General features: G+C 68.0%; 17 protein-coding genes and 1 tRNA gene. 6 read left to right on the top strand and 12 right to left on the bottom strand.

All coding sequences use genetic code 11. The features are described 5' to 3' along the window. Positions 1 to 24: 24 nt before the first annotated feature. Genes ACO2TI_RS17295 through ACO2TI_RS17285 form a run of 3 tightly spaced genes read left to right on the top strand, consistent with a single transcriptional unit; the run spans position 25 to position 2,553 of the window. On the top strand, positions 25 to 699 hold the full coding sequence (locus tag ACO2TI_RS17295) for a site-2 protease family protein (protein WP_423286221.1): 675 nt from the start codon (positions 25 to 27) through the stop codon (positions 697 to 699). 33 nt (positions 700 to 732) lie between these two features. After that, complete coding sequence (locus ACO2TI_RS17290) at positions 733 to 2,046, top strand: tryptophan--tRNA ligase (RefSeq protein ID WP_423286219.1); 1,314 nt, start codon at positions 733 to 735, stop codon at positions 2,044 to 2,046. Positions 2,047 to 2,070: 24 nt separating this feature from the next. Continuing rightward, positions 2,071 to 2,553 (top strand): DUF3717 domain-containing protein, encoded by a 483-nt coding sequence (locus tag ACO2TI_RS17285; protein WP_423286394.1) that lies wholly within the window; start codon positions 2,071 to 2,073, stop codon positions 2,551 to 2,553. Here the strand turns inward: ACO2TI_RS17285 and ACO2TI_RS17280 are convergent. The 7 genes from ACO2TI_RS17280 to ACO2TI_RS17250 all read right to left on the bottom strand — a co-directional run bounded on the left by ACO2TI_RS17280 (position 2,531) and on the right by ACO2TI_RS17250 (position 8,876). Then, on the bottom strand, positions 2,531 to 4,000 hold the full coding sequence (locus ACO2TI_RS17280) for a HAMP domain-containing sensor histidine kinase (protein WP_423286217.1): 1,470 nt from the start codon (positions 3,998 to 4,000) through the stop codon (positions 2,531 to 2,533). The genes ACO2TI_RS17285 and ACO2TI_RS17280 overlap by 23 nt on opposite strands. Positions 4,001 to 4,026: 26 nt before the next feature. Next, positions 4,027 to 4,734, bottom strand: a complete 708-nt coding sequence (locus tag ACO2TI_RS17275; protein WP_423286392.1) for a response regulator — start codon at positions 4,732 to 4,734, stop codon at positions 4,027 to 4,029. A gap of 92 nt (positions 4,735 to 4,826) precedes the next feature. Further along, a complete protein-coding gene (locus ACO2TI_RS17270; RefSeq protein WP_423286214.1) occupies positions 4,827 to 5,363 on the bottom strand; it encodes a Spy/CpxP family protein refolding chaperone in 537 nt (178 codons plus the stop codon). A 147-nt stretch (positions 5,364 to 5,510) separates the two neighbouring features. After that, the gene (locus ACO2TI_RS17265; RefSeq protein ID WP_423286212.1) at positions 5,511 to 6,356 is read right to left on the bottom strand and encodes a transporter; all 846 of its coding nucleotides are present in this window, start codon (positions 6,354 to 6,356) and stop codon (positions 5,511 to 5,513) included. Between the two features lie 170 nt (positions 6,357 to 6,526). Continuing rightward, complete coding sequence (locus tag ACO2TI_RS17260) at positions 6,527 to 7,561, bottom strand: phenylacetaldoxime dehydratase family protein (protein WP_423286210.1); 1,035 nt, start codon at positions 7,559 to 7,561, stop codon at positions 6,527 to 6,529. Between the two features lie 21 nt (positions 7,562 to 7,582). Further along, on the bottom strand, positions 7,583 to 8,608 hold the full coding sequence (locus tag ACO2TI_RS17255) for a carbon-nitrogen hydrolase family protein (RefSeq protein WP_423286208.1): 1,026 nt from the start codon (positions 8,606 to 8,608) through the stop codon (positions 7,583 to 7,585). Between the two features lie 121 nt (positions 8,609 to 8,729). Further along, complete coding sequence (locus ACO2TI_RS17250) at positions 8,730 to 8,876, bottom strand: hypothetical protein (RefSeq protein ID WP_423286206.1); 147 nt, start codon at positions 8,874 to 8,876, stop codon at positions 8,730 to 8,732. 47 nt (positions 8,877 to 8,923) lie between these two features. Here ACO2TI_RS17250 and ACO2TI_RS17245 point away from each other — a divergent pair, with 47 nt between their 5' ends. After that, positions 8,924 to 9,931 carry a helix-turn-helix domain-containing protein gene (locus tag ACO2TI_RS17245; protein ID WP_423286204.1) on the top strand — a complete coding sequence of 336 codons (1,008 nt, stop codon included), beginning with the start codon at positions 8,924 to 8,926 and terminating at the stop codon, positions 9,929 to 9,931. Positions 9,932 to 10,030: 99 nt separating this feature from the next. Here the strand turns inward: ACO2TI_RS17245 and ACO2TI_RS17240 are convergent, their stop codons facing one another. Further along, positions 10,031 to 11,002: a LysR substrate-binding domain-containing protein gene (locus ACO2TI_RS17240; RefSeq protein ID WP_423286202.1), complete on the bottom strand. Its 972-nt coding sequence runs from the start codon at positions 11,000 to 11,002 to the stop codon at positions 10,031 to 10,033. A 114-nt stretch (positions 11,003 to 11,116) separates the two neighbouring features. Here ACO2TI_RS17240 and ACO2TI_RS17235 point away from each other — a divergent pair, with 114 nt between their 5' ends. Together ACO2TI_RS17235 and ycaC are read left to right on the top strand one after the other, a co-directional pair. Continuing rightward, the gene (locus ACO2TI_RS17235) at positions 11,117 to 11,983 is read left to right on the top strand and encodes a pirin family protein (RefSeq protein ID WP_423286200.1); all 867 of its coding nucleotides are present in this window, start codon (positions 11,117 to 11,119) and stop codon (positions 11,981 to 11,983) included. Between the two features lie 84 nt (positions 11,984 to 12,067). After that, the gene (gene ycaC / locus ACO2TI_RS17230) at positions 12,068 to 12,700 is read left to right on the top strand and encodes an isochorismate family cysteine hydrolase YcaC (protein WP_423286198.1); all 633 of its coding nucleotides are present in this window, start codon (positions 12,068 to 12,070) and stop codon (positions 12,698 to 12,700) included. A gap of 256 nt (positions 12,701 to 12,956) precedes the next feature. Here the strand turns inward: ycaC and ACO2TI_RS17225 are convergent. From ACO2TI_RS17225 to ACO2TI_RS17210, 4 genes are all read right to left on the bottom strand, one after another. Further along, positions 12,957 to 13,047, bottom strand: a tRNA-Ser gene (locus ACO2TI_RS17225). Positions 13,048 to 13,106: 59 nt separating this feature from the next. Beyond that, complete coding sequence (gene serS / locus ACO2TI_RS17220; RefSeq protein WP_423286196.1) at positions 13,107 to 14,402, bottom strand: serine--tRNA ligase; 1,296 nt, start codon at positions 14,400 to 14,402, stop codon at positions 13,107 to 13,109. Positions 14,403 to 14,468: 66 nt separating this feature from the next. Next, positions 14,469 to 15,461 carry a 4-hydroxy-3-methylbut-2-enyl diphosphate reductase gene (gene ispH / locus ACO2TI_RS17215; RefSeq protein ID WP_423286195.1) on the bottom strand — a complete coding sequence of 331 codons (993 nt, stop codon included), beginning with the start codon at positions 15,459 to 15,461 and terminating at the stop codon, positions 14,469 to 14,471. Further along, complete coding sequence (locus ACO2TI_RS17210) at positions 15,461 to 15,913, bottom strand: FKBP-type peptidyl-prolyl cis-trans isomerase (RefSeq protein WP_423286193.1); 453 nt, start codon at positions 15,911 to 15,913, stop codon at positions 15,461 to 15,463. The genes ispH and ACO2TI_RS17210 overlap by 1 nt, the downstream gene beginning before the upstream one ends. Positions 15,914 to 15,950: the final 37 nt, after the last annotated feature.

The raw sequence follows: 15,950 nt of genomic DNA, 5'->3' as shown, positions 1-15,950 counted from the left end.
GGCGACGCCTAGAATCCTCGGGCCATGGAGTCCGATGTTCTGCGCACGATCCTCGTCTATGCGCTGCCCGTCCTGTTCGCGATCACGCTGCACGAAGCCGCGCACGGCTACGTGGCGCGCATGTTCGGCGATACGACGGCGGCCGAGGCCGGGCGCATCTCGGCCAACCCGCTGCGCCACATCGACCCGATCGGCACGATCGCGATGCCGCTGCTGCTCTACGTCGCCACGTCGGGTCAGTTCGTGTTCGGCTACGCCAAGCCGGTGCCGGTGGACTTTCGCCGCCTGCGCCATCCGCGGCGCGACATGGTCTGGGTGGCCGCGGCCGGCCCCGGCGCCAACCTCGTGCAGGCCTTCGCCTGGGCGCTGTTCGGCACCTCCCAGCTGATGCTCGGCACGGCCGAGCCCTTCTTCCTGCTGATGGCCAAGGCCGGCGTGCTGGTCAACCTGGTGATGTTCGCGCTCAACCTGTTTCCGGTGCCGCCGCTGGACGGCGGGCGCATCCTGGTGGGCCTGCTGCCGCGGCCGCTGGCGGCGGTGGTCGCGCGCATCGAGCCCTTCGGCTTCTTCATCGTGATGGGCCTGGTGATCGCCGGGCTCGTCGCGACCTGGTGGATGCTGCCGGTCATGCGCGCGACGCTGAATGTGATGCGCGCCGTCTTCCCGTCGCTCAACGCGGTGCTGAGCGCCCAGGCCTGAGAAGTTGTGAACGATCCCTTGATCGAAGAGCCCATGAAAGTCCGAGTCCTCACCGGCATCACCACCACCGGCACGCCCCACCTGGGCAACTACGTCGGCGCGATCCGCCCCGCGATCGCCGCCAGCCGCGAGGCGGGCGTGCAGAGCTTCTTCTTCCTCGCCGACTATCACGCGCTGATCAAGTGCGACGAGCCGGACCGCATCGAGCGCTCGCGACTGGAGATCGCCGCGACCTGGCTCGCCTGCGGGCTCGATCCGCAGCGCGTGGTCTTCTACCGGCAAAGCGACATCCCCGAGACGCCCGAGCTCACCTGGCTTCTGACCTGCGTGACCTCCAAGGGCCAGATGAACCGCGCCCACGCCTACAAGGCTGCGACGGACGCCAACGTCGCGGCCGGCGAGGACCCGGACGCCGGCGTCACGATGGGCCTGTACAGCTACCCGATCCTGATGGCCGCCGACATCCTGCTGTTCAACGCGCACCGCGTGCCGGTCGGCCGCGACCAGGTGCAGCACATCGAAATGGCGCGCGATGTCGCGCAGCGCTTCAACCACCTGTTCGGACAGGGCCACGATCTCTTCGTGCTGCCGCAAGCCGAGATCGAGGAAGAGGTCGCGCAGCTGCCGGGCCTGGACGGGCGCAAGATGTCCAAGAGCTACGACAACGCGATCGCGCTGTTCGAAGGCGGCGCGAAGGCGCTGCGCGAGTCGATCGCGCGCATCGTCACCGACTCGCGCCTGCCCGGCGAGCCCAAGGAGCCCGAAGGCACGACGCTGGTCACGCTGTACGACGCCTTCGCCACCGCCGAGCAGCGCCGGGCCTTTCGCGCCGCGCTGCGCGAGGGCCTGGGCTGGGGCGACGCGAAGCAGCAGCTGTTCGAGCTGGTCGAGTCGCAGATCGCGCCGATGCGCGAGCGCTACGACGCGCTGATGGCGCATCCGGAAGAGATCGAGAAGACCCTGCAGGCCGGTGCCGCCAAGGCGCGCGCGGTGGCCCAGCCCTTCCTGGCCCAGCTGCGCAACGCCGTCGGCCTGCGGCCGATGCTGGCGTCGAGCACGACGAAGCGCCAGTCCGACGCCGCACCGTCCAAGTCGGCGTTGCCGATGTTCAAGCAGTACCGCGAGGCCGACGGCCGCTTCTACTTCAAGCTCAACGACGCGCACGGCCGACTGCTGCTGCAAAGCCAGGGCTTCGACGAAGGCCGCGAGGCCGGCGCCTGGGTCAAGCGCCTCAAGGCCGAGGGCGCGGCCGCGCTGGCCGTGGCGCCGGCGACGCTGGGCGACGGCGTCGATCGCGCGGCCGTGGAGTCCGCGCTGGCCGCGCTGGCCGCCGCCGAGCAGGGCTGAATGCCCGACCGCGAGGAATCGGCCGTGGCCGGCATCCACATCACCGACATCGAGTCCGCCATCAACTGGTGGCGCGAGCGCGCACCGTCGCCCGACGGCGTGAGCGCCTGCGCCGAGGTGCGCGCGCTGGCCGAGGTCTACGCGCTGATGGTCTATTACCGCGAGCCCGAGTGCGACGAGGACACGATGCCCGCCAAGGCCAAGGCGGCGTGGCTGGCGTGGTACGCCACGACGCCCGACGCGCCCTGCATCGCGATCTGTTCGACGAGCCAGGGCGACGCGGTCTGCAAGGGCTGCGGCCGCACGTTCTCGGAAGTGCAGCACTGGACACAGATGACGCCGGCCGCCAAGCGCGTCACCTGGCGACGCATCACGATGGAAGGCACGGCCTGGCGCTTCAACCGCTACGCCGAGCGCGCGCGGCTGGCGACCGGCGAGGACCATCCGCCAGCGGCCAGCCTCGAAGCCGCCGCCGGAGGCGGGATCAGCGCCGGCTCGGCAAGCTGATCTCGAAGCAGCTGCCGCCGCCTTCGCGCGCCAGGCAGCGCACCTCGCCGCCGTGCACGCGCGCGATTTGGCGCACCAGGCTCAGGCCCAGGCCCACGCCGCCGGCGCGCTCGGCATGGCCGGCCAGGCGGTAGAACGGCTCGAAGATGCGTTCGCGCTCGCTGTCCGGCACACCCGGGCCGCGGTCGCACACGGCCAGCACGAGCTGCCCCGCCCGCAATGACAGCACCACCGTCGGTGCGGCCGCGCCGCCGTAGCGGCGAGCGTTCTCGAGCAGGTTGCGCAAGGCGCGGCGCAGCAGGCGCTCGTCGCCGGTCACGACCCAGGCGTCGGGCGCGGCCGAGGCCTGCGCGTCGATGTCGGCGCCGACGCGCGCGCCCTCCTCGACCGCCAGGCCGAGCAAGTCGACAGGATCTCGCGCCGGCTCGGGCCGCGCGTCGAGGCGGCTGGCGAGCAAGACCTCCTCGACCAGCGCATCGAGCTCCGCGATGTTGCGGTCGATCTCGACGCGCAGCGCCGCGCGCTGCGCGGGATCCTCGCTGTGCTCGTCCATCGCCAGCGCCATCTTCAGCCGCGCGAGCGGCGAGCGCAGCTCATGGCTGGCATTGGCCAGCAGCGACTGGTTGGCGCGCAGCAGCGTCTCGATGCGCTCGGCAGCGCGGTTGAAGCTCTGCGCCACGGCCGCGACCTCGTCGCGCCCGCCCTCGTCGACGCGCTGGTGCAAGGCGCCGGCGCCGAAGGCCTCGACGCCCTGCTTGAGCGCCTCGAGGCGGCGCGTCAGGCGGCGCACCACCGGCCAGGCGCCGACGGCCACCGCGAAGAACAGCACCACCAGCGTGACCGCGAGCCCCGCGCCGCCGGCGAACCACGGCGGCTCGGGCAGGCGCAGGCGCAGTGCCACGTCGGCGCCCCGCTCGTCCGGCGGAGGGCCTGCGCGCGGCGGTCCACCGAAGGGCCCGTCGGGCGGCGGCATCGGCCGCCCGCCCGGTCCTTCCGGCGGCGGCCCGTCCGGGCGCAGCATGCCCCGCAGCGGCGGGCGCAGCAGCCACAGCACGCGCCCGTCGCTCAGCGCCAGGCGCACCGGCACGCGCCGCTCGCGCAGCGCGCCGTCGCCGCCGAGCGGGATCTCCGCCCACAGCCGCTGCGCGCGCTCGAAGCTCGGCGAGGTGGCGATGCGCTCGCCGCGCACGTCATCCAGCGCCAGCGGCCAGCGCAGACGCTGCGACCACTCGAGCAGCGCCTGCGCCTGCTCGTCGGGCGGCGCGTCGGCCGAGGGCAATGCGCCTTGCAGCAGCTCGGCCCAAGCCTGCAGGCGCTCGCTCGAGGCCTGCTGGAACTGCGCGCGCTCCTGCTCCAGCTTGTGCTGCAGCAGCCAGCCGGAGAACAGCGCGAACAGCAGCAGCACCGCGACCACGGTCGCGTAGATGCGCAGGTACAGCGTCCGCATGCAAGCTCGCGCGAAGACGCCGCGCGTCAGGCCGCGTCGGCGTCCTGCTTCTTGGCGAACACGTAGCCCGCGCCGCGCACGGTCAGGATGCGCCGCGGCGTCTTGACGTCTTCCTCGATCGCCGCGCGGATGCGCGAGACGTGGACGTCGATCGAGCGGTCGAAGGCCTCCAGCGCGTGGCCCTTGAGCGCGTCCATGATCTGGTCGCGCGTCAGCACGCGGCCGGCCGAGCGCGCCAGCACGACGAGCAGGTCGAACTGGTAGCTCGTGAGCTCGCAGGGTTTGGCGTCGATGCGCGCCTGGCGCGCCGCGAGGTCGATCTCGAGCCGGCCGAAGCGCAGCACCTCGTCGTCGCTGCTGGGCGCCGCGCGGCGCAGCAGCGCCTTCAGCCGGGCCAGCAGCTCGCGCGGCTCGAAGGGCTTGGGCAGATAGTCATCGGCGCCCAGCTCGAGGCCGAGGATGCGGTCCATCGGCTCGCCGCGCGCGGTCAGCATCAGCAGAGGCAGCGAGCGCGTGGCCGGGTTGGCGCGCAGTTCGCGCGTGAGATCGAGACCGTCGCCGTCCGGCAGCATCAGGTCGAGCACGAGCGCGTCGTAGTTCTCGCGCAGCAGTCGCTCGCGGCCTGCCGCGAGCGACTCGGCGCACTCGACCGCGTAGCCGGCCTGGGAGAGGTAGTCGCGCAGCATCGCGGACAGGCGCGCGTCGTCGTCGATCAGCAGCAGGCGGGGCGTCATCGGCAGGTCGGTCGGCGTGGCGGGCGAGGCGCGCGAGCGCGCCCCCGAGGCCGCGAAGGATACGCCGCGCGCGTCAGGGAACGCGGCCATGCTCAGCCCTTGCCGGTTGGCGTTTCGAGCTGGCGTCGCTCGCGCATGTGGCGCTCCATCATGTCGCGGCGGGCCTTCGCCTTGGCGGCCGCCTGCGCGCGCTGCTCGGGCGTCAGCACGCGCGCGGCGTCGACCATCGCCTGCGTCATGCGGCGCGACGCCTGGTCGTGCTGCGCGAGCATCTTCTGGCGCAGCGCCTCGATCGCGTCGGCGTCGATGGATGGCTGGGCGAGCAGGTCGCGCATCTGCTCGTGCAGTGCACGGCCGGTCTCGTGCTGCGCGCGCAGATCACTTCGAGCGGCCTCGGCAATCTTGCGCACCTCGTCGCGCTGAGCCTGCGTCACGTTGGATGCCCCGGACAGCCAGCGATCGACCATGTGGTCGACGCGTGGACCGCCGCGGTGCCACATCGGCCCATCGATCTGCATGCGGTGGGCTTCGCCCATGGGCTGCGCCTGCAGCGCCGTCACCGACGCAGCGCCAGTCGCCATGACGGCCAGCCAGACGAGCAAGGGCTTTCTTGCCAGCTTCGCGTTCATTCAAAAGCTCCTTTCGCGGTTGCTCGCGTGAGCAACCCGGGGAGCATGTTGACGCTGGGCTGTATCCCGGCCGCGCGTTGAACGTAAAGTTCTGTGGCGATGAGCCCGGACGTCCTCTGCCGCGCTTTCGTTCTGGGACGCGCGTGATCAGAAGATTTTGCCGAGGCGCAGGTTCAGTCGGGCACTCTCTTTGAATCCACCACGGTCCACGGCCAGATCCCGCCCGAGCTGGGCCTGGAACTGCGTGGTCTGGTCGAGGAAATGGGTCACCGTCAGTCGGCCATAGGTGTTGCGCGCTCCCTCCATGACCGTCGCGCCATTGACTTCCTGGTCGGCCACCCAGTAGCGGCCCACCCCTACCGAGAACGCGGTCGCCTGCGAGGGCATGTAACGCAGGTGTGCTTGGATCTCCTTGCGCGGATCCTGCTTCATCGTGTCGCCGGCGGGACCGAAATCGTCGTTCTTGCGATTGACCTCCACGTCACCAACCACATCAAGCGCCCAGTTTGGGTTGAAGTGCTTCACGTAAGCCAGCTGCAGCAGGAACTTCCAGCGGTTCTCCCCGAGGTTCAAGGGCTTGTTTCGATCGTAGGTGCCGGTGGGCAGATAGAGGTAGGGGCCGACGCTGAAGGCATCGCGGGTCGCCGGGTCCATCAGGAACTTGACCGGCGCGCCCAGAATGAGATCGGCCGCCCCACTGCGACTACCCAGGAAGGCCACATCGTCCTTGGCGTGCAGATGCCCGAAGGGCTGAATCACGTTGATGTCAAGCGTCGCCGTTTCACTCAGCGCGATCGGCCGGATGTATCGGGCAATGCCGATATCGCTTGTGAGCTTTGCGTTGCCCAAGACCTTGGTGCCGTTGGCGTAGAGGTCCGAACGAGTGGCATGCTGGTAATAGAGGACGCCGATGTTGACGCCCGCCGGGTAGATCTCGTAGTCACCGGCAGTGACTTCGAGGGCCTGCGCCGCCGTGCCAAGACCGAGACTCATGGCGACCCCGAGGCACGCCAGCGCAAGCTTGCTCAGGTGCCCAAGTCTGTTGCTGCAAGTACTCACAGAATTCCTCCTCACGATTGAGTTGCTGATCAATTGAGCGCGCACGACCCTCACCCGCGCGCCAGAGCTGCGGGTTCGCGCTTGTTGGGGGGCGACCGGCGGGGTCAGCCTGTGCTGCGCAACATGCCGGTTTGGCGATGACAGTCGTAGTACTCGAAGAACTGCTCATCGGCGGCGGCTACGGTCACCTCGTGGTAGAGCTTCAGCTTGGCCGCCGGGCCGAGCGTGCCGAGGTACTTCATCGCCGCGCCGAATATGGCCACGTGGGTGGGATGCGATTCGGCCCAACGCTCCAAGTCGGCAAGGCTTCGCCACCAGCTCATGCCGAAGCTCTTCTCGACGGGAGAACCGTCGGCATCCACCACGGTCATGTACCGGTTCGTATAGCAGCCGACCTTGATGCCCTCGTCACGCAGGTAGTTCATGCCGGCATGCAGAACGGGTTCGACGTCCTCCATGTACATGCGACGCTCTTCGCTCTCGGTGGCCGTCCAGTCCTGACCTGACCGGATCAGGCAGATGTTCTCGTGCGGGATCACACGCCGGTGCTTGCCCGTGGTTAGGACGCTCGGTTCGCCAACCGGCGCCATGTCATGGGTCTGGGAAAGGGGAATGCGATCGCGCATGCCGCCCCAGTACGCGTGCTCAAGAACGTGGTCGCTCCATCCGTCAGAAACGACCGCCACGCCCTCCGGAACGTTGGACGAGAACAGCGTCTCGAAGCGCTCCGCGGCAGGACGCAGCACCTCGGTGAAGGTGCCGATCCCCGGATGAACCACGCCACCGCCCGCCCACTTCACACCATGCTCGGCAAACCACCGGTCGAACTTGGCTGGATCGTTCCAGTACGCAATGCTGACGATGTTCTTGTAGCCGGCTTCGTCCGTGTGCTGGGCACGGTCCCAGTGTCCGGGCCCGTTCGAGGCCGTAAGACTTGACGTGAGCCAACCTAGCGCGTGACCGACACCGCTGGGAGCGTGCCCTTCGGCATGCTGGACACCGAAGTAGGCCATCACGACACGCTTCACGCCGGGGGCGAAGCGCGCCACGCTTGACGGATACGGCGGCGTGAAGTCATCGGGGACGCGTCGCTGCCTCGTACGCAGACATTGCAGATGCTTGGGAATTGCAGAGTCCATGGCAACCTCCTTAGGGCGCTCTCAGTTCGCAGAAGCCGGGTCGACGTCCGGATTGGTTTCGGGAAGCACCTCGACCATGCCGCGCGGAACATGCGAGACGACGCGATCCCCAGGCGTCTTGTTGAGCAGCAACCGCGTCACGTCGGGGCGCGCGTAGTGACCCGCGGGATCGGCCGCTGCCTTGGCAAGCGAAATCACGCCCAGGTCGATGTCCGCGACGACGATCCCCTCTTCGTTCTCGGGGATCGGGCGACCCAGAGGCGACCCGTCCGGCCCATAGATGCGGGCAAAGCCCCCACCCTGGAGCAGCAGCTGACGCTGGAGATCGTCGGTACAGAGCATGTCGTGCATCTGCTTGGACACCGTTGCGCAGGGAGCCACCACGAAGCATTGCCCCTCCGCCGCGTAGACCTGGCTCACGGCGTTGTTGACTTCCGCCCCGAGCGCGTAGGCTCCGCCTCGATAGAGCGAGAAGCTTGGCCACGCGGCGATATGGATCTGCTCGTTCTGGGCATACATCGCGTACTTGCTGAGCGGCTGCAGATGCTCCCAGCAAGCCAGCATGCCGACATTGCCGATGGGCGTTTCCATCACGGCCAGATCGCTGCCGTCACCTTCGCCGAACACGGTGCGCTCGACGTGGGTCGGCTTGAGCTTGCGGCGCGCCTTGACCAGGCGGCCCTCGTCATCGAAGAGGGCCTGGGCGATGTAGAGGCTGCCGCCCGCACGCTCGCTGAAGCCGATCGAGACCCAGATCTCCAGTTCGCGGGCGGCCTGGGCGATGCGCTCGAACTCCTTGCTGCCGACCACCAGTGAGTTGTCGCTGTAGCGTTGCACGAACTGCATGCCGATTGCCGGTGCAGTCAGCCAGATCCACCAGGGGTAGCCGGGAATCCAGGTCTCCGGAAAGGCAATCAGCCGGACGCCGTCGCTAGCGGCCTGCTTCATCAGCTGAATCGTCTTCTCGACCGTGCCGTCGATATCGAGGAAGACTGGCGCAGCCTGGACGGCGGCCACACGAAGCTTGGGGTGGTTCTGACTGGGCATGCGACTTCCTTCCTTGCGAATGTCGAACGGATGCCACGGAGTGCTGCAGCCGTGGTGTCCGAATGCTGCGTGCCCCCCAGCGTGACGTCTTGCCCTGGAGTCGCGCCCTCTTGACCTCGGTTCACGACGTGAACTTCCCTCCACACACCTCCGCGAGTCCGTCCGCCTTGCCCATCAGGAACAGATCACTTGACTCAGGGTCTCGCCTTGGTGTTTCCAGAAGGATCAATTGCTTGAGGATGGCCTCGCCGAGGACGAAGATGTGCATTTGCCTAGCCGCTCCTCGGCGGGTAGGCGATACCTTAGGAAAGCCCGATGAGCCAGTTGTTGACCACCGACGTCGTCAGCCCTCCTCAGCGCGCTGCGTTCTGGACCGACCTGATCTGCGCAACCTACGTGAAGCTCGAGTGCGACCCACTCGAGAAGGGGAGCGGGTTTGCCGGCTCGATCCTCCGCCATCAGTTGCCAGGTCTCGACGTTTCTGTCGTCAAGTCGCGCAGTCAGCGGGTGATGCGCACGCCACGGACAATCTCCACGGCCAGCGACGACTACTTCATCGTCAGCCTGCAGACGCACGGCGGCGGCACGATCATTCAGGACGGCAGGGAGGCCGTCCTGTCGCCCGGCGACTTCGCCATCTACGACAGCACACGGCCCTACACGCTGCGCTTCGACGACGACTTCGGTGAGATCGTGCTGAAGATGCGAGGAGACCATCTGCGGTCCCTGGTTCGCGACACCCACAAGCTCACAGCCACCACCGTGTGCGGTCGCACGGGCGCCGGCCGGCTGTTGATCGAAATGATCAACACGCTGCAGACCGAGGTCGACAGTCTCGTTCCGGCGTCGGCAGGGGCCGTGGCCGAGGGCATCGTCAATCTGCTCGTCGCCGGGCTCAGATCACTTCCGGCTTGCCGCAATGTCGAGCCATCGACGATGAGCGCCTATCACGTGGCCCGCATTCGCCGCTGCATCGACGAGCGGCTGCAGGATCCGACGCTCACGATCGAGTCCATTGCGTCGAGCCTGCACATGTCGCCCGGACATCTGCACCGACTCTTCAAATCCGAGCCCCAGTCACCGTCGCAGTATCTGTGGGGCCGTCGACTTGACCAGTGCAGCCGGGATCTGTTGGATCCGCGCCGAGCGCGAGCCTCCGTTGCAGAGATCGCTTTCAACTGGGGTTTCAACGACGCGGCTCACTTCAGTCGAGCCTTCCGTGATCGCTTCGGGTGCTCGCCACGCGAATGGCGCGCGAGCGGAGGCACTCGGCAAGCCGACCTTGTCCATGCGGGAGACCAGCTCACAGCCGGTGGCGTGTGAGACCGCCAAGTCTGCGGGCTGCAGGGCCGCCGAACGAATCGCTCACATGTACAACGGTCAATGAGCAGCGCAAACCGCATCGCGCGCAAGCTCGACGTTTCAACCTACCCCGCTGGCCCGTTGCCGACGCAGCGCCACGCGCTCCTGCTTCTGCTCCAGCGCAGCCAGAACCTCGAACTCTGCGGCGAGGAAATCGATCAGTTGCCGCACCGCGGGCAGCAGGCCGCGCCGCGACGGGAAGACCAGATGCGCGATGGCGGGCCGGGGACGCCAACCGGGGAGGACATCGACCAGGCGCCCTGCGCGCAGATCCTCCCGAACCATCATGGTCGGCAGCTGCACGACGCCGACGCCGTGGAGCGCCGCAATACGCAGCGCCAGGCGGTCGTCGGTGACCAGTCGGGGCTGGTGCGGCACATTCGCACTGGCGCCGTCTGCCGCGTCCAACTGCCAGGCGTGCTGGCGGTGCGGCGGCCCTTCGTCGAGGCTGGGCAGGCCGGGTAGATCGGCCGGAGTCAGCGGCTGCCGCAGGCCCTGCAGCAGCGTCGGACTGGCCACCAGCCGCTGGGTGCTGAGGCCGAGCTGCTTCATCACGAGATCGGAATCCTCCAGCGGCGGAAACCGCACGCGGATCGCCAGGTCGAAGCCTTCGGCGATCACGTCGACGCGGCGGTTCGTGCTTTCCACGTGCAGCTGCACCCCGGGACATTGCTGCAGGTAGCGGGCGAGCATCTCGCCCACCTGGTAGTCGAGCAGCGCCACTGGGCAGCTCAGCCGCACCAGGCCGTGCGGTCCGCTCAACGTGCGCTCGATGACCTCCTGCGCCGCCTCGGCTTGCACCAGCAGCGCCTGGCAATGGCGGAAGTACTCCTGGCCGATCTCGGTCACCGCAAAGCGCCGCGTCGAGCGGTGAATGAGTCGCGTGCCCAGGCGCTCCTCCAGCTGCGCGATGCGTCGGCTCAGCTTGGACTTGGGCACGCCCAGTGCGCGACTGGCGGCCGCAAAACCGCCGTGCTCGACGACGCGGGCATAGAAGTAGAGATCGTTGAGGTTCTGCATGGACGAGATCATCGTTCTGATTTCAGAACTCTGTGGCCGATTTCTGCCGTCTAGTCGATCCAGTGTTTCATGAATAACGTTCTGTCGTCGCTGCCGGATCGGCTGGCGACCTCCAAGGAGCGGCGCATGAAAAAGGTTCTCGGTCTCTACGGAAACACCCGGCCGCACTGGGTGGGCGACGGCTTTCCGGTGCGCTCGCTGTTCAGCTACCAGAGCCTGGGTGCCCATCTCAGCCCCTTCCTGCTGCTCGACTACGCCGGTCCGGCGGACTTCGCGCCGGCAGCCCGGCCGCGCGGCGTGGGCACGCACCCGCACCGGGGATTCGAGACGGTGACCATCGTCTACGAGGGCGAGGTTGCGCACCGCGACTCGACCGGCGAGGGCGGCGTAATTGGTCCGGGTGATGTGCAGTGGATGACGGCTGGCGCCGGCATCCTGCACGAGGAGTTCCACACGCCCGCATTCACCCAGCGCGGCGGCCGGCTGGAGATGGTGCAGCTGTGGGTCAATCTGCCGGCCAAGGACAAGATGAGCGCGCCCGGCTACCAGGCGATCGCGTCAGCCGACATCCCGGTCGTTCAGTTGCCCGGCGCGGCCGGCAGCCTGCGCGTGATTGCCGGCGATCACCACGGGCGGCGCGGGCCAGCCCGCACCTTCACGCCGCTCAATGTCTGGGACCTGAAGCTGCGGCGCGACGGAGAGCTGCAACTGATGCTCCCCGATGGGCACACCGCTGCTGTCGTCGTGCTGCGCGGAACGGTGCTTGTCAATGCCAGCCAAGTGGCGCGGGACGCGCAGATGGTGCTGCTGGACCGCAGCGGCGACGCGATCGGCCTGGAGGCCAATGACGATGCCAGCGTGCTGCTGCTCAGCGGCGAGCCGATCGACGAGCCCATCGTCGGCCAAGGCCCCTTCGTGATGAACAACGCCGCCGAGATCCATCAGGCGATGGCCGACTTCAAGAGCGGGAAGTTCGGGCGCATGCGGGTCTGAGTCACCGAGTCCACCGAGCAAACCCGTTCGCCGGCCGGTTGCCGGCGCCCCCCCGCCGCCGATGCGCGGCACAAGGAGACCCTGATGAGCAAGCCCTATGTCCGTCTGGACAAGAACAACGCCGCCGTGCTGCTGGTCGACCACCAGACCGGCCTGCTGTCCCTGGTGCGGGACATCGATCCCGACAAGTTCAAGAACAACGTGCTGGCCCTGGCCGACCTGGCCAAGTACTTCGGGCTGCCGACCATCCTGACCACCAGCTTCGAAAGCGGCCCCAACGGCCCGCTGGTGCCCGAGCTGAAGGAAACCTTCCCCGACGCGCCCTATATCGCCCGCCCCGGCCAGATCAACGCCTGGGACAACGAGGACTTCGTGAAGGCGGTCAAGGCCACCGGCAAGAAACAGCTGATCGTCGCCGGCGTGGTCACCGAGGTCTGCGTGGCCTTCCCGACGTTGTCGGCACTGGCCGAAGACTTCGATGTCTTCGTCGTCACCGACGCCTCAGGCACCTTCAATGAGCTGACCCGGCACTCGGCCTGGAATCGCATGGCCGAAGCCGGCGCCCAGCTGATGACCTGGTTCGGCGTGGCCTGCGAGTTGCACCGCGACTGGCGCAACGACATTGAGGGCCTGGGTGCGCTGTTCTCCAAGCACATCCCCGACTACCGCAACCTGATCAACAGCTACACGACGCTGACGGCGGGCAACTCGCGCTGAGGCGTTGGGCGGGCGGCCCCTTCAACCCGACCGGAGATGGGTTGATGGGGGTGCCACGCGCAGCCGACGCAAGACAGGGGCGAATGACTCCTCAATCGCCCATGCCGATCATTCAGGCCCGCACTCCCCGGCCGAACCGAGCGACAGCAAAGCCGCGCAGCAAACCCGGATCGATGAAGAGTCGGGGGTGCTTGCGGAGCGGGATGTTGGCTAGAAAGCAAGACGGGCCCCGAAGGGCCCGTCTTGCTTGATGTCTTGGCGGAGAGGGTGGGATTCGAACCCACGATACGTTATTCACGTATACCGGATTTCGAGTCCGGCGCATTCGACCACTCTGCCACCTCTCCTGGTGTTGCCTGATGCGGCTTCGCCGGTGGTCATCGGCGAAGCCGCTCAGTATAGCTGATCACGCGCGCAGTTCCGTCGCGCCTCCCAGGTAAGGACGCAAGGCCGGCGGCACGCCGATCGAGCCGTCGGCGCGCTGATGGTTCTCGAGCACGGCGACGAGCGTGCGGCCGACCGCGAGGCCCGAGCCGTTGAGCGTGTGCACGAGCTCGGGCTTGCCCTGCGCGTTGCGATAGCGCGCCTGCATGCGCCGCGCCTGGAAGGCCTCGCAGTTCGAGCACGAGCTGATCTCGCGGTAGGTGTTCTGCGCGGGAAGCCAGACCTCGAGGTCGTAGGTCTTGGCAGCGCCGAAGCCCATGTCGCCGGTCGACAGCAGCATCACGCGATAAGGCAGTTCGAGCTTTTGCAGCACCGCCTCGGCGTGGCCGACCATCTGCTCGAGCGCGGCGTTCGATTGCTCGGGCTGCACGATCTGCACCATCTCGACCTTGTCGAACTGGTGCTGGCGGATCATGCCGCGCGTGTCGCGCCCGGCGCTGCCGGCCTCGCTGCGAAAGCACGGCGAATGCGCGGTCAGTTTGATGGGCAGCGCGGCCGCGTCGAGGATCTGCTCGCGCACGGTGTTGGTCAGCGAGATCTCCGAAGTGGAGATCAGGTACTGCTCAGGCTGCGCCTCGTCGCCGCCCCGGAGCACCCAGAACATGTCTTCCTTGAACTTGGGCAGCTGGCCGGTGCCTTCGAGGATCTCGCGGTTGACGATGTAGGGCGTGTAGCACTCGGTGTAGCCGTGCTCCTGCGTCTGCACGTCGAGCATGAACTGCGCGAGGGCACGGTGCAACCGGGCAGCGGGGCCGCGCAGGAACGAGAAGCGCGCGCCCGAGAGCTTGACGCCGGTCTCGAAGTCCAGCCCCAGCGGCGCGCCGAGATCGACGTGGTCCTTGGGCGCGAAGCCTAGCTCACTCGGCGTGCCCCAGCGGCGCACCTCGAGGTTGGCCTGCTCGTCGGCGCCCACCGGCACGTCGTCCTGCGGCAGGTTGGGCACGTTCATCAGCAGCGACGACAGCTCCGACTGGATCACCTCGAGCCGCTCGGCGCTGGCCTTGAGCGCATCGCCGATGCCGCCGACCTCGGCCATCACCGCCGAGCTGTCCTCGCCCTTTTGCTTGAGCTGGCCGATCTGCTTGGACAGCGAGTTGCGCCTGGCCTGCAGTTCCTCGGTGCGGGTCTGGATGGTCTTGCGCTCGGCCTCGAGCGCGCGAAAGCGCTCGACGTCGAGGAAGGGCTGCGGATGCTGGCGGCGCGAGAGGCGCTCGACGACGCCGTCGAGGTCCTTGCGCAGCAGGTTGATGTCGAGCATCGGTGCGGGTTCCGGCGGGAAAGCGCCGGATTGTAAAAGTGCGGGTCGGGGCGGCCTGCGTGCGCGTCAGCGCACCGAGGCCATCGACTTGTCGCCCAGGCCCTTGGGCAGCGGAAAGTGCACGGTCTCCTGCACGCCGTCCATCTTGCGCACCGACACCGCGCCGAGCGCCTTGAGGCGCGCGATCACCTGCTGCACCAGGATGTCGGGCGCCGAGGCGCCGGCGGTCAGGCCCACGCGCAGCGCCTGGCCTTGCGGATGGGCGAACCATTCCTCGCGCAGGTCGTCGGGGCTGTCGATCATGTAGGCTGTCGTGCCCAGGCGCTCGGCGAGCTCGCGCAGGCGGTTGCTGTTGGAGCTGGTGGGGCTGCCGACCACCACCACGACGTCGACCTGCGGCGACATCAGCTTGACCGCGTCCTGGCGGTTCTGCGTCGCGTAGCAGATGTCCTGCTTCTTCGGCTCGCGCACCTGCGGGAAGCGGCGCTTCACCGCGGCAAGGATCTCGGCCGCGTCGTCGACGCTCAAGGTGGTCTGGGTCACGACCGCGAGCTTGGCCGCATCGCGCACCTGCACGTGCTCTACGTCGGCAACCTCCTCGACCAGGTAGATGCCGTCGCTGAGCTGGCCCATCGTGCCTTCGACTTCGGGGTGGCCCTTGTGGCCGATCATCACGAACTCGTAGCCTTCCTTGGCGAGCTTGGCGACCTCGACATGCACCTTGGTCACCAGCGGGCAGGTCGCATCGAAGACGCTGAATCCGCGCTCGGCCGCCTCGCGGCGCACCGCCTGGCTCACGCCGTGCGCGCTGAACACCAGCGTCGCGCCGGGCGGCACCTCGGCGAGGTCTTCGATGAAGATCGCGCCCTTGGCCTTGAGGTCGTTGACCACGTAGGTGTTGTGCACGATCTCGTGGCGCACGTAGATCGGCGCGCCGAACCTGGTCAGCGCGCGCTCGACGATCTCGATCGCCCGGTCCACGCCGGCGCAGAAGCCGCGCGGCTCGGCCAGCAGCACTTCATCCACGAGCGGCTGGCCAGCGTTGGCTTCCTGCGTCATCACAGCACCCCGATCAGCTGCACCTCGAAGCGCACGGCCTGGCCGGCGAGCGGGTGGTTGAAGTCGAACAGCGCCCAGTCTTCCTCCGCCGGCCCGACCTCGCGCACCACGCCGGCATAGCTGCCCTGGCCGTCGGGCGTCGGGAACTGCACCACGTCGCCGACGCTGTAGACCTCGTCGGGATCGCCCAGCTCGCGCAGCAGGGCGAGCTTCACGCGTTGCAGCAGTTCGGGGCTGCGCTGGCCGAAGGCCTCGCCGGGTTCGAGCTCGAACCGCGCGCTGCTGCCCTCCTCCAGGCCCATCAGGCGCGCCTCGATGGCCGGCGACAGCTCGCCGGCGCCCAGCGACAGCGTCGCCGGCGGGCCGCCGAAGGTGTCGACGACGGCCTGGCCGTCGGCGCCGCTCAGGCGGTAGTGCAAGGTCAGGAAGGAACCGGATCGGACAGTGGCCACGGGACTTGGAGGGCGTTCGATAGACTGACCGCGGATT

It is taken from the genome of Caldimonas sp. KR1-144 (assembly GCF_049446155.1).
Classification (GTDB): domain Bacteria; phylum Pseudomonadota; class Gammaproteobacteria; order Burkholderiales; family Burkholderiaceae_C; genus Rivibacter.
The sequence above is the reverse complement of the archived record's forward strand: the minus strand, read 5'-3'. Positions and strand labels throughout refer to the sequence as shown.